Origin of the sequence: Nonomuraea africana (assembly GCF_014873535.1) — a bacterium.
GTDB lineage: Bacteria > Actinomycetota > Actinomycetes > Streptosporangiales > Streptosporangiaceae > Nonomuraea > Nonomuraea africana.
The window spans coordinates 8,347,721-8,360,909 of sequence record NZ_JADBEF010000001.1; the positions used below are offsets into that span (position 1 = coordinate 8,347,721).

Here is a 13,189-nt window from a genome sequence, read left to right on the forward strand (position 1 = left end):
CTCCACTCCCCGGACACGACTGTTGCAGGAGCGCCCGTGGTTCGCTTTGCGCACATGCCTCCCCGAGGAGTGGTCTCCGGATGAAGCGTTGGGGGGATTTGTCTCAGGAAGCGGTCGATTTCTTGTCGGCGTCGGCGGTTCTCGACCACGCGGAGATGGCCGTCGTGGTGACGGATCGCTTCAGCAACCTCCTGTACTGGAACCCGTTCGCCGAGAAGCTGTTCGGGCGCCAGGGCAAGGGCTCGGTGCGGGAGGGCTCCGTCCTCTCGCTCGGGATCATGGAGAAGGACCACCCGCTCGCCGTCGAGCTGGCCAAGCATGTGCTCAAGGGCGGCGTGTGGGAGGGCACCTTCGACGTCAAGCGCGGCGACGGCACCATGATCTACGTCAGGGCCCAGGCCGTGCCGCTGCGCCACGACTCGGGGTCGGTGACGGGCATCGTCATCACCGCCCGCGAGGCCATGCGCAGCAACGAGCGCGAGAAGGACCGCTTCGGCCTGCTCGAACGCATCGGTGAGCGGCTGGCGGGCTCCCTCTACGTCGAGGAGACGCTCAAGCGGGTCGCCGAGATGCTGGTGCCGCAGTTCGCCGACCACTGCTTCATCGAGCTGATGGAGGGCGAGCGGCTCGTGCGCAGGGTCTCCCAGCACGTGCAGGGCTGGAGCCCGCCGCCCGACACGTGGAAGCCGGTGGGCGCCGAGATCCGCTACCCGGCGGGCCACTACGCCGACACCGCGATGCGCCGCCAGGAGACGATCCTGGTGGAAGACTTCTCCTCCAGTAACTTCCCGAGCCCCCACGAGGGCAGCGCCCGCCTGTGCGGCGAGATCGGCATGACCTCCGCGGTGGTCGCGCCGCTGAGCGTGCGCGGCGAGACTCTCGGCCTGATGTACCTCGGCCTGTCCAACCTCACCGACCGGCGCAGCCCCCACTACGACGCCTTCGACCGCGACTTCGTCGGCGCCATCGCCACCCGCGTCGCGCTCGCCGTCGACAACGCGCTGCTGTTCGAGGAGGAGCGGCACACCGCCGAGTCCTTCCAGAAGCACCTGCTGCCGCGGGCGCTGCCCGCGCTCGACGGCCTCGACATCGCGGTCCGCTACTACCCCGCGGCCCCGCTGGCCTCCCACGGCCAGGGCATCCAGACCCAGGTCGGCGGCGACTGGTACGACGTGATCCCGCTGTCGGCGGGCCGGGTCGGCATCGTGATCGGCGACGTCGAGGGCCGCGGCGCCAAGGCGGCGGCCATCATGGGGCAGCTGCGCGCCGCCCTGCGCGCCTTCGCCCAGGACGACAAGCCGCCCGCCGACATCCTGGCCAGGCTCGACGAGTGGACGCGCATCATCGCCACGCCCGAGCAGGACGAGTCGGGCGCCGACATCAGCGTGCCGCCCATCGTCACCTGCCAGTACCTCGTCTACGACGCCTGGTCGCGCCAGCTGTCCTTCGCCAACGCCGGGCACGCGCCGCCGCTGCTGCTGCACGACGGCCAGTGCCTGGAGATGAGCATCGAGGAGGTCGGCCAGCCTCTCGGCGTCCGCGCCAAGGGCATGCACGCCGACCTGGTCTACAAGGAGGAGACCCGCACGCTGCCGCCGGGCGCCGCGCTGGTCCTCTACACCGACGGTCTCGTCGACCGGCGGCCGAGCCGCGACTTCGGCGGCAGGATGCCCTCCGACGAGGAGACGCTGGCCATCCTGCAGGAGAAGCTGGCCGCCTGCACCAAGGAGAACGTCGAGCGCATCGCCGACACCGCCACCCGCGCGGTGCCCGGCGAGATCGACGACGACATGGCGATCCTGGTGCTGCGAGCCAGCCCCGCCGACCTCGACGTCGAGGAGCGGACCTTCCCCGCCCAGCCGATCATGGTGGGCGAGGCCAGGCGCATGGCCGGTGAGGCCTTCGCCGGATGGAACGTGCCCGACGAGCGCGCCGAGCTGGCCTGCCTGCTGGTCTCCGAGGTGGTCACGAACGTGGTCCTGCACGCCGCCACCGCGAGCATCCCGCGCAGGGAGCTGGTCGTGGAGGGGCCGCCGCTGCCGTTCGAGGAGTCGTGGGACGTGCCGGGCTTCGAGGAGGAGCTTGTCGGCGACAAGGAGTTCACGCTCAGGCTGCGCAGGGGCGAGGAGTCGGTCTGGGTCGAGGTGTTCGACCAGGACCTGCGCCTGCCGCGCATCCGCAGCGCCGGGGAGAACGACGAGGGCGGCCGCGGGCTCTACCTGGTCGACCAGCTCGCCAAGCGCTGGGGGTCCCGACCCACCAAGGAAGGCAAAGCGGTCTGGTTCGAGATTCCCACCCGTAGCAGGTAGTGGTTGACTCGATGACATGGAGCTGGCCTTCGAGCGGCGTGGTAGCGGCCCGCCGCTGATCCTCGTGCACGGCATCGGCCATCACTGGCAGGCGTGGTTGCCGGTCATGGACCGCCTCGCCGCCTCGCGTGACGTGATCGCCGTCGACCTGCCGGGGTTCGGGAGGTCACCCGGGTTGCCCGCGGGCACGCCGTACACGGCCGAGTCGCTGGCCGATGCGGTGGAGTCGTTCTGCGCCATGCTCGACGTGCGGGAGCCGCACGTGGCGGGGAACTCTCTGGGCGGGTACATCGCGCTGGAGCTGGCCTCCCGCGGTGTGGTCCGTACGGCCACCGCGATCTCCCCGGCCGGGTTCTGGTCGAGGACGGAGCTGCTCTGGTGCCAGGGCGTCCTGCGGGCCATGCGCGCCTCGGCCGTGAGCCGCGTCCAAGCGACTGCCCAGTCCGAGACCGCCGTAGCGGGGGCGCTGTCGCGGCTGCTGGCCGCCGAACCCGTGACGTTCCTCGGGGCGGGCCTGCTCGTCGCCCACCCCTCACGGCTCGGCTCCGTCGCCCTGGCCGCCGCCACCGAGGCCCTCGCCACCTCGTCCGGGTTCGACGAGACGCTCGACTCCTTCACCGGGATGCTGCCGCCCGCGCCGCCGAAATCGCCGATCACGATCGCCTGGGGCGCCCATGACCGGCTGCTGCTCCGGCGGCAGGCCGTCCGCGCGGCCCGCTGGTCAGGTCAGCGGGTGAAGCTGCTCACGGACTGCGGGCACGTGCCCATGAGCGACGATCCCGAGCTGGTCGCCGGGGTCATCCTCGAAGGGTCTGACCCCAGATCGCCAGCATGACGATGACGAAGACGACGACCACGCCGACGTAGCCGACAGGTCCGAGGCGCAGCGCACTGCGCACGCGGTTGAGCGCCCAGGCGAACAGCAACGCCAGGAAGACCAGGAGGATGAGGCCGCCGTCCATATGGACCAGTATGGGCTAGAAGCCGAAGGAGCGGCCGATAATCTCCTTCATGATCTCCGTGGTGCCCCCGTAGATCGTCTGGACCCTGCTGTCCACCCAGGCCTTGGCGACCGGGTACTCCATCATGTAGCCGTAGCCGCCGTGCAGTTGCAGGCAGCGGTCGATCACCTTGTTCTGCAGCTCGGTGGTCCACCACTTGGCCTTGGCCGCGTCGACGACCGACAGCTGCTTGGCGTTGAGCGCGACGACGCACTTGTCGACGTAGTGACGGGCGATCTCGGTCTCGGTGGCGAGCTCGGCGAGCACGAACCTGGTGTTCTGGAAGCTGCCGAGGTTGCGCCCGAACGCCTGGCGGGTCTTGCAGTACTCGATCGTCTCCTCCAGCACCGCCTCCGCCGCCGCGACCGCCGCGACCGCGATCGACATGCGCTCCTGCGGCAGGTTGTTCATGAGCTGGAAGAAGCCCTGGCCGTCCTCGGCGCCCAGCCTGTTGGCCACCGGCACCCGGACGTTCTCGAAGAACAGCTCGGCCGTGTCCTGCGCCTTCATGCCGATCTTCTCGAGGTTCCGGCCCCTGGCGAAGCCCTCCTTGCCGCGCTCGACGACGAGCAGCGTCGTGCCCCTCGCCCCCGCCGCGGGGTCGGTCTTGGCCACCACCACGACGAGGTCGGCGTTGATGCCGTTGGTGATGAACGTCTTCTGGCCGTTGACCACGTAGTGATCGCCCTCGCGCACCGCGGTGGTCCTGATGCCCTGCAGGTCGCTGCCGGCTCCCGGCTCCGTCATGGCGATCGCGGTGATCAGCTCGCCGGTGACGAACCCGGGCAGCCAGCGCTGCTTCTGCTCGTCGTCGGTGAGGTCGACGAGGTACGGCGCCATCACGTCGTTGTGCAGCGAGAAGCCCAGGCCCGACGCGCCGGATCTGGTGATCTCCTCGACGATCACCGCGTTGTAGCGGAAGTCGGTGATGCCGGCGCCGCCGTACTCCTCTGGCACGGAGAAGCCGAACATGCCGACCTCGCCCGCCTTCTTCCAGACCTCCCTCGGGACTATGCCGTCCTTCTCCCACTGGGCGTGGTGGGGGAGGACCTCGCGGGCCATGAACTCTCGGACGGTCTCCCGGAAGAGCAGGTGCTCCTCCTCGAAGAGGTCTCGCTGCATCAGTCGCCTCCATGCTGGGGTACGGCAACAGAATACAATTCTGTTGATTGGCCCGGCAGGCGGAAACTGTCGGAGCCGGTCTCTACGGTGGGTCGCGCACCGGACGATCTCCTGGACAAGGAACAGACGTTGACCTTCTGATGCCGCTGGCTGTTCTCGATGATCGAGCCAGGGTCGCGCGTTGGAGCCGGCCGCGCCGGTCCGCGACTGGGTGGTGTGCACGTCGGCGGGAGCGAGCGTTCGCGGTGTCTTGACCTCGACACCGGCCCGCCCGCGCGGGGGAACGTGCACCAGACCGCAGGCGAGGCCAAGGTTGCCTGCTCACGCCCTTCGTCCTTGACGCATCGCGTGCGCGAAGGGGTTCCTCGAGTGCGCGGGCGGGTCGATGCTGATCAGCAGGCAGTGGGGCACTGGGACACGGGTTCATCACAAGTGTCGGTAGTCGCGCCGTTTCTCCTGTGTAGCAGGTGGTTGAAAGCTTAAGATCTCCTCTTGGTTTATGGGAGATCGGAGTGTGCCGTGGGTCGGTGGCGCAGCGCTTTAGCAGCCGGATCGGTGGGGCTGGCCGCAGCCGCCTGCGTACTGTTGCCGACGGCTCCCGCCTCGGCGGCCCCGGCTGATCTGGTCATCGACTACGAGTGCAGGGGCACCGGTCCCGCCAGCATCGCGAAGTACGCGCCGGTCCGGCTGCGGACGCGGTTGACGTTCGCGACGGACCTCGTCGTCGGCGGCGCGCTCGACCTGAAGTGGTCGCTCGCCTACAAGGATGCGAGCCGGTTCACCTCGCCCGGCTACTACGTCGGCGGCGCCCAGATGAACGTCATGGGCAATGTCCAGATCTCCGGCAGCTGGCAGAACATCCTGCAGCCGACGGGTGCGACCACAATTACGCAGGGACTTCAGCTCGACAAGGAGCTGCCGCTGCCTGCAGGGATCTCCGACCCTGGGCTGCTCAACAAGCCCGGCGTGATCAGGATCGAGCCCAAGGACATCGTGGTCGACTTCGCGCCGCCGAGCGGCGAGGCGAACGTCAACGATGGGAACGACACCGACAATCCCCACGGCCATGTGATCGACTACAGCCTCGGCGACTGGACCCCGATCATCAACCGTCCCGGGTCCGAGAAGCACATCCACAACGACTACCACGAGACCACCAAGCAGTACGCCTGGGCGGAGCTGAAGTTCATCGGCACAGGCGTGCAGTACATCGGTCCTCGCGACCATGAGGGCGGCCCGGTCTCGATCGAGATTGATGGCGAGGCGCGAGGAACCGCGGATCCCTCGCGAGACGCGGTCGGCGACCCGGTGAACGAGGTTCACAACGGCGGGCACACTCTGTGGGAGGTGCGCGATCTTCCGTATGGCGAGCACAAGATCAAGATCGCAAACGCCTCCACGAAGAAGGCGTGGCTTGACGCATTCAGGGTGATCACCGACACGTCCAAGATTCCCCCGAACAACCAGAACTTCCACCGGGCCACGTGCACGATCGTGAGCGCTCCGGTGTCGGTCGAGGTGACGGTGAAGGACAAGCCGGGCTCGTCGCCGTCCGGCACGCCCAGCACCCCGAACCCGACGCCCACGACGCCCACGCCGTCCCCGAGCACCTCCACCAGCCAGCCGGGCCACAACAACGGCGGCAACAACAACAACCACCACAACAACGACCAGACGGTGGCCGACAAGCTCGTCATGGTTCACGGCAACGTGGCCACCACCACCCCCACCGCCACGCCCAAGCCGTCGGCGGGGCCGACCGCGACCAACTACGTCGCGGCGCAGGTGAAGAAGACGCCCTTCGGCGGCGTGCCGTCCGGTGAGGCGCCCGAGGCTTCGCGGCAGCCGTACGTGCTGCTGGCCGGTGGGTCCGTGCTGCTCCTCGGGAGCGCGGTGGGCGGGGTCGTAATGAGACGGCGGCGCGCCACGCACGCCGGGAACCGGCGTTAGAGGGAGGGGCGGATCATGACCGAGCAGAAGTCGCTGCTGAACAAGGCCCTTCCCGGGCTGCTGATCGCCGGGTCGCTGGGCGGCGTCGCGGCCATCATGGCGGGCCTGCTGGCCTTCATCACGCCGGTGGACGACGGCTCCGACGGGTCCGTCCCGATGGCCCAGCCTGGACAGGGCGAGGAGACCGTCGGCATGTACAACGTGGCCAATGCGTTCGTCCTGCCGAGCGTGGGTCCTGGCGGGCCCAACAAGCCGCTGGCGCCCGCCGTGCTCTCCGCGCCCCCGCCCGCTCCCGCCGGCGCGGTCGTGGCGCCGATCAAGACCACCGTCAAGGCCAAGCCGACGCGCATCCGCATCCCCAAGATCCAGGTGAACGCGCCGATCGGCGGGGTGACCGTCGACTCCAAGGGCGAGCTTCAGGCCCCGCCGACGAGCAAGCCGAACCTGACCGGCTGGTACCGGTTCAGCCCGGTTCCCGGCGAGAAGGGCCCGGCGATCATCAACGGGCACGTCACCACCAAGAGCGGCGCGGCGGTGTTCCGGCGACTGAAGGAGCTCGCGAAGGGCGACTTCATCTACGTCTACCGGACCGACGGCAAGGTCACCCGCTTCACGGTGAGCGGGATCGAGCAGGTGAAGAAGTCGGCCTTCCCGACCAAGCGCGTGTACGGCAACGTGACGAACTCCCAGCTGCGGTTGATCACCTGCGGTGGGATGGTCGGCGCGAACGGCCACTACGACGACAACGTCATCGTCTACGCCACCCTGTCCAAGAAGAAGGGGTAACGGGCGGGGAAATTTGGGCTGATTTTTCAAGTTTGATGACGATTCACAGGGACAGTTCGTAGGATCTCTACCGAACCGTGACCAAGGACTGGAATCCTGTTACGCCAGTTGCAGTTGGTCGCTTTGCTGTTTGGAACGGAGAGAGACAGTGCAGAAGTCCAAGGCGCGGCGCCGCCTCGCCCTAAAGACCTCCGCCCTGGGCCTCGCGGGAACGCTGGCTCTCTTCGTCGGGTCGGTAGTCGGTCTGGCCGGCCCCGCCGAGGCGGCGGCAGTGGACAAGACAATGGATGTTGTCTACAGCTGCAACGGGGGGCCCTTCAACGAGTCGTCACTTACGGTCCGGTTCAGCGCTCCTGACCCTGTGACGGCAGGCGGCACTCTCGCGGTCAAGTGGACGATTCCCCAGCTGACGTTGAAGCAGGCCCCGACGGCGGCAGGCCGGGTCAAGGTGAGCGGCAAGCTCGTGGTCACGGGCGGGACCGCCACGGACCTCGTCGGTCAGCAGGCCGGGACCATCACGAGCGGTCAGGTCAGCATTCCGACGGCCGATGTGACCAGCAACGTCACCGTCACTGGCACGACCGGCGGCAAGGTCAACATCAAACCGTCCACGGAGGCTGGCAGCCTGAAGCTGACCGTGGGTGACAGCACCACCGAGGTCCATTCATGCTCGACGACCTCGACTTCCAGCATGGAGGTCTCCATCGGGCAGGGGACGGGCACGGGAACGGGCACGTCGGACATCGCTGAGTACAACTGCACGCTCAAGAGCGGCAGCACGACCGACACCGAGTACCCCGTCTACCCCGAGATCAAGCTCGAGCTCACTCCTCCGACCAGCGCCAGGACGAACGAGGAGATCACGCTCACCTGGCGGCTGACCAACCAGGACGACGCAGAGAAGCTGAAGGTTCCCGCGGCGGGCCTCACTGGGACCAACAAGCTCTTCATGAGCTTCACGGGCAGCGGCGCTGGGTTGTCGGCGACTCTCACCGGAGAAGGCGCCATATCCGCCGGCACCACCACGGGTGCGGACATCACGCTCCCGAGCGTGACGCTCAAGGCGAAGGCCACCACGGTCGGCACCGCGAGCCTGAAGCCGGGTAACTTCACCATCGGCACCGCTGCGACCACCTCGACGATCGAGTGCGCCTTGCAGAACGCCACCGAGCTCAAGGCCTGGACGTACCAGGTGACCGCTGGGAGCACCTCTCCGTCGCCTTCGCCTTCGCCCTCTGCGACCACTACCGGCCCCAAGCCCACTCGGACCGTTACCGCGACCGTCACCCAGACCCCCGTCGGCGCCGGTAACGGCAAGGTGACCAAGACGCCCAAGGGTGCTGCCGAGACCGGTGGTGGCGGGGACATGGGGCCTGATGGGCGGATGTTCGTGCTCACCGGTTCGCTGATCGTGCTCGCCGCCGCGGCCGGTGGGTTGGTTCTGCGTCGCCGTACCCTCTCCAGAGGTTGACCCCCGTGTCCGCGCAGTACCCCGACCCGCAGTACCCCGGCCCCTATGACGATCGTGGCAGCAGGATGCTGCGGTCCACGCTGATCCTCGCCGCGGTGGCCGGGGTGTTGACCGTGGTCGTGGGGTTGGTGTTCATGCTGCTCAACCCCGAGGAGTACGGCCTGTCGGAGGGGCGGCAGTCGCTGTCGCTGTCGAGCCAGCCGGACGCGCTGCCGTCGGCCGCGCCGAAGCAGGCGCTGTTCCAGGCGCCGCCGACGGCGCCCCCACCGCTGCCGCAGGTGGTGCCCGCGCCGCCGATGCAGCCGTCGAACCCGATCAGGGTCGTCATCAAGCGGCTCGGCATCAACGCGCCCGTCAAGTCGGTGGGCGTGGACAGGAAGGGCGCGATCGAGACCCCGCCGATCGACAACCCGAACCTGGTCGGCTGGTACCGGCACGGCTCCACGGCCGGCGAGGCGGGCCCCGCCGTGATGCTGGGGCACAAGGACACCCGGACGCGAAGCGCGGTGTTCAGCCGGCTCGGCGAGATCCGCAACGGCGACGTCATCGAGGTGAAGCGGCGCGACGGCACCACCGCGGTGTTCACCGTGGGCGGGGTCGAGCAGGCGGGCAAGGCGACGTTCCCGACCCAGCGGGTGTACGGGGACCAGGACAACGCCCAGCTGCACCTGATCACCTGCGGCGGCGTCTACAACCGCAGCACGGGGCACTACACCGACAACATCATCGTCTACGCGACGATGACCGGCTCGCACCGCTCCTGATCCGCCGCGCCGCGGCTCAGTTCCTCCCCGTACGGCAAGCCCACCCCAGCCCACCGCGGTCACTCCTGACCGCCCGTCCATCACGCCGCTCCAGCACGACTCCGGCCGGGCGCCGTCACGTCGCCCGTCTCAAGGGGCGACGTGACGGCGGGAACCGAAGTCGTGCTGGAGGACGCGTGATGGACGGGCGGCAACCGGCATCCCACGGTGGCCTCAGCCCGGCGGCAGCCGTACGGGAAGGTGGGCGGGAGCCGTACGGGAAGGTGGGCGGGAGCCGTACGGGAAGGTGGGCGGGAGCCGTACGGGAAGGTGGGCGGGAGCCGTACGGGAAGGTGGGCGGGAGCCGTACGGGCAGACCGGCGGGAGCCGGACGGAATGGGCGGGGAGAGGCCCGCGGCGACGACGCGGTGAGGCGACTGTCACAGGCACAGAGGAACATTCTGTTGTAACCTCTCACTGACCGAATGTTGCTCGGTTTTGACCCGGGAGGCACTGTGGCAGAGGCATACATCGTCGGGGCGGTCCGTACCCCCGTCGGTAAGAAGAAGGGCGGCCTTTCCACCGTCCACCCCACCGACCTGGCCGCGCGCACGCTCAAGGCGCTCATGGACAGGACCGGCGTGGACCCAGCGGCGGTCGAGGACGTCATCATGGGCTGCGTCATGCAGTTCGGCCCCCAGAGCATGGACATCGCGCGCAACGCCTGGCTGAGCGCGGGCCTGCCCGAGACGACCGCGGGCGTCACGATCGACCGTCAGTGCGGCTCTTCCCAGCAGTCGATCCACTTCGCCGCACAGGGCGTGCTGTCCGGCACCCAGGACCTGGTCGTGGCCGCGGGCGTCGAGTCGATGAGCATCGTCCCGATGGGCTCGTCGATCACGGCCGCCCTGGAGAAGGGCATGCCGTTCCCGTTCGGCGAGATGTGGGTCGAGCGGTACGGCAAGCAGGAGATCTCCCAGTTCCGCGGCGCCGAGCTGATGTGCCAGAAGTGGGGCTTCACCCGCGAGGAGCTGGAGAAGTTCGCCTTCGAGTCGCACCAGAGGGCGGCCAAGGCGATCGCGAACGGCTACTTCAGGGACCAGATCGTCCCGGTGAACGGCGTGGAGGACGACGAGGGCCCGCGCCCCGACACGACCCTGGAGAAGATGGCGAGCCTCAAGACGCTGAAGGAGGACGGCGTCATCACCGCGGCCACGTCGTCGCAGATCTCCGACGGCTCCGGCGCGCTGCTCATCGCCTCCGAGCAGGCGGTCCGCGACCACGGGCTCACGCCGCGCGCCCGCATCCACCAGCTGGCCCTCACCGGCGACGACCCGGTCTACATGCTCACGGCGCCGATCCCCGCGACGCAGAAGGCGCTGAAGAAGGCCGGGCTGTCGATCGACGACATCGACGTCACGGAGATCAACGAGGCGTTCGCGCCGGTGCCGCTGGCGTGGATGCGCGAACTCGGCGCCGACCCCGCCAAGGTCAATCCGAACGGCGGCGCGATCGCCCTCGGCCACCCGCTGGGCGGCACCGGCGCGATCCTGATGACCAAGCTGCTGAACGAGCTCGAGCGCACCGGCGGCCGTTACGGCCTGCAGACGATGTGCGAGGGCGGCGGCCAGGCCAACGTCACGATCATCGAGCGCCTCTGACGGGGTCACGCCATGGGCGCATCCCGAGGATGCCGCAGCCTGTGAGTGAAGCCGCTCCCCGCGAACAGTTCGCGGAGAGCGGCTTTTTCGTCACGGGAGGGGGTAGCGCCGCCCGCGTCGGCGGCCCTTGGGTGGGATGCGGCGCGGCGGCGCGATGGGCCGCTGCGGCATCTTGGGCATCTGGCGAGGAATCTGCGGCGTCTGCCACGTTTCTCTGCGTACTTGGTCACGTAGATCCGATGCACATGCATCACGGAAACTGCGTGCCTGCCGTTCCGGTATTCGTCTGACGGTGTCAGAGACCCGTTGATACTGTGTTCGAGTTCTGGGACGTCGGTGTCGCGAGGGGGTGGTGTTCGGTGAAGCTGCGCTACAACTACCGGCTGTACCCGGACGCGCCCCAGCGGGAGCTGCTGGCCCGGACGTTCGGCTGTGTGCGCGCGGTGTGGAATGACGCGCTCGCGCGGCGCAAAGCCGCCTGGAAGGCCGACCGGACGCGGATCGGCGGCGTCGAGTTGCAGAAGATCTGCATCACCGCCGCGAAGCGGACCGTTGAGCGGGAATGGCTCGGGCAGGTGTCCCCGGTGCCGTTGCAGCAGTCGCTACGAGACCTGGACGTGGCGTACAAGAACTTCTTCGAGTCGGTGTCGGGCAGACGGAAGGGCCCGAAGATGGGCCTGCCCGTGTTCAAGTCCCGCCACGATCAGCGGCAGTCGGCCAGGTTCACCACCAACGCCTTCAAGGTGCGAGCAGGCGGCGCCCTGTATCTTGCGAAGATCGGCGAGATCGCGGTCCGGTGGTCGCGCGATCTTCCCGCTCCGCCTTCCAGCGTGACGGTTGTCAAGGACGCGGCTGGAAGGTATTTCGCCTCCTTCGTCGTCGAACTCGACGACGACGCCCACACGCTTCCGCAAGCAGACACCGAGGCCGGGATCGATCTCGGTCTGACCCACTACGCGGTCACGTCCTATGGCGAGAAGATCGCGAACCCGAAGTGGCTGCGCCGCCGGGAACGCAAGCTCAAGAAACTCCAGCGGGCCCTGTCGCGCAAGAAGAAGGGGAGCGCCAACCGAGCCAAGGCCCGGATCAAGCTCGCGCGTCAGCACGCCAAAGTCGCCGACGCCCGCCGAGACTTCCTGCACCAGGCCAGCACCACACTGCTCCGTGAGAACCAAGCGGTGCATGTGGAAGGGCTGGCCGTGCGGGGCCTGGCGCGGGGCATGCTCGCCAAGAGCGTGAACGACGCCTCCTGGGGGGCGTTCCTGCGGCTGCTGGAGGGCAAGGCAGCCCGGTACGGGCGCGAGTTCATCGAGATCGGCCGCTGGTATCCGTCCTCCCAGCTGTGCCCGTGCTGCGGGTGGAAGATCGGGAAACCCGCTCTGGACGTTCGCGAGTGGGACTGTCAATCGTGTGGCGAACACCACGACCGCGATATCGCCGCCGCGCTCAACATCCTCACCGAAGGCATCCGCCTGAGGTTCTCACACGACGTGGCCGCCGGGCTGGCGGACACCGAAAACGACTGTGAAGGGCAGGTAAGACCAGGGAAGGCAATCCCGACCCTGGCCCCGCCCGAAACCTATACCGCGCACGCGGCGTAGAGGCAGCAGTAAACTCCCCGTCGCGAGGCGGGAGAATCCCCGTCATTTATTTATGGCGGGGAGAAGTCAAAGGTAAAGGCGCATGGCTCAGACGTTAGGGCAGGAGCCGCACGGCGCGCAACGGATTAATTCAGCTGCAGTAGGCAGGCCCGAAGCCCTCCACGGGGTTGCTGTAGCCGACCTGGCCGTAGACCTCGATGCACTTGCCCTTGCCGTACACGCTGACGGGGCCCGCGTAGTACTTGTAGTACTGGGCGTCCGTCCTCGACGAGCCGCCGATGGCTGAGAGGGTCACCCGGATGTACTGCGAGACGCCGGGCCTGTTGGTGTACGTCATCGCGCAGTTGTAGCCGGTCGAGGAGTTGTAGTAGACGGCGATGTAGCCGCCCGTGATGGGCCAGTTGTCCAGGTGGGTACCCGAACAGGTGGCGGCCGACGCGGGGCTCGCCGTACCGACCAGGACGCCGGCGCCCAGGACGAGGGCGGCGGCGATGGTGCGCAGCTTCAAGGAGTCCTCCGAGATCGTTAAGGGATCGCGGAGGACA

11 protein-coding genes are annotated in these 13,189 nt (G+C 68.2%); 8 read left to right on the forward strand and 3 right to left on the reverse strand.

Annotated elements, in window-relative coordinates; genetic code table 11:
* Positions 1–80: 80 nt before the first annotated feature.
* Together H4W81_RS40040 and H4W81_RS40045 are read left to right on the forward strand one after the other, a co-directional pair.
* A complete protein-coding gene (locus tag H4W81_RS40040) occupies positions 81–2,309 on the forward strand; it encodes an ATP-binding SpoIIE family protein phosphatase (RefSeq protein ID WP_192779556.1) in 2,229 nt (742 codons plus the stop codon).
* A gap of 16 nt (positions 2,310–2,325) precedes the next feature.
* Positions 2,326–3,144 carry an alpha/beta fold hydrolase gene (locus tag H4W81_RS40045; RefSeq protein ID WP_192779557.1) on the forward strand — a complete coding sequence of 273 codons (819 nt, stop codon included), beginning with the start codon at positions 2,326–2,328 and terminating at the stop codon, positions 3,142–3,144.
* Here the strand turns inward: H4W81_RS40045 and H4W81_RS40050 are convergent.
* A complete protein-coding gene (locus H4W81_RS40050; RefSeq protein ID WP_192779558.1) occupies positions 3,107–3,271 on the reverse strand; it encodes a hypothetical protein in 165 nt (54 codons plus the stop codon). The two genes, H4W81_RS40045 and H4W81_RS40050, sit on opposite strands and share 38 nt — an antisense overlap.
* A 15-nt stretch (positions 3,272–3,286) precedes the next feature.
* The gene (locus H4W81_RS40055; RefSeq protein WP_192779559.1) at positions 3,287–4,432 is read right to left on the reverse strand and encodes an acyl-CoA dehydrogenase family protein; all 1,146 of its coding nucleotides are present in this window, start codon (positions 4,430–4,432) and stop codon (positions 3,287–3,289) included.
* A gap of 555 nt (positions 4,433–4,987) precedes the next feature.
* Between H4W81_RS40055 and H4W81_RS40060 the strand changes: the two genes are divergently transcribed.
* From H4W81_RS40060 to H4W81_RS40085, 6 genes are all read left to right on the forward strand, one after another.
* Positions 4,988–6,382, forward strand: coding sequence for a hypothetical protein (locus H4W81_RS40060; protein ID WP_192779560.1), 1,395 nt, complete (start codon positions 4,988–4,990; stop codon positions 6,380–6,382).
* 15 nt (positions 6,383–6,397) lie between these two features.
* Complete coding sequence (locus H4W81_RS40065; RefSeq protein WP_192779561.1) at positions 6,398–7,168, forward strand: class F sortase; 771 nt, start codon at positions 6,398–6,400, stop codon at positions 7,166–7,168.
* 148 nt (positions 7,169–7,316) lie between these two features.
* A complete protein-coding gene (locus H4W81_RS40070) occupies positions 7,317–8,639 on the forward strand; it encodes a hypothetical protein (RefSeq protein ID WP_192779562.1) in 1,323 nt (440 codons plus the stop codon).
* Between the two features lie 5 nt (positions 8,640–8,644).
* Positions 8,645–9,403, forward strand: coding sequence for a class F sortase (locus tag H4W81_RS40075; RefSeq protein ID WP_318782361.1), 759 nt, complete (start codon positions 8,645–8,647; stop codon positions 9,401–9,403).
* 494 nt (positions 9,404–9,897) lie between these two features.
* Positions 9,898–11,043, forward strand: a complete 1,146-nt coding sequence (locus tag H4W81_RS40080) for an acetyl-CoA C-acetyltransferase (RefSeq protein ID WP_192779563.1) — start codon at positions 9,898–9,900, stop codon at positions 11,041–11,043.
* 359 nt (positions 11,044–11,402) lie between these two features.
* Positions 11,403–12,644, forward strand: coding sequence for an RNA-guided endonuclease InsQ/TnpB family protein (locus H4W81_RS40085; protein WP_192779564.1), 1,242 nt, complete (start codon positions 11,403–11,405; stop codon positions 12,642–12,644).
* A gap of 130 nt (positions 12,645–12,774) precedes the next feature.
* Here the strand turns inward: H4W81_RS40085 and H4W81_RS40090 are convergent, their stop codons facing one another.
* A complete protein-coding gene (locus tag H4W81_RS40090) occupies positions 12,775–13,152 on the reverse strand; it encodes a hypothetical protein (RefSeq protein WP_192779565.1) in 378 nt (125 codons plus the stop codon).
* Positions 13,153–13,189 lie beyond the last annotated feature (37 nt).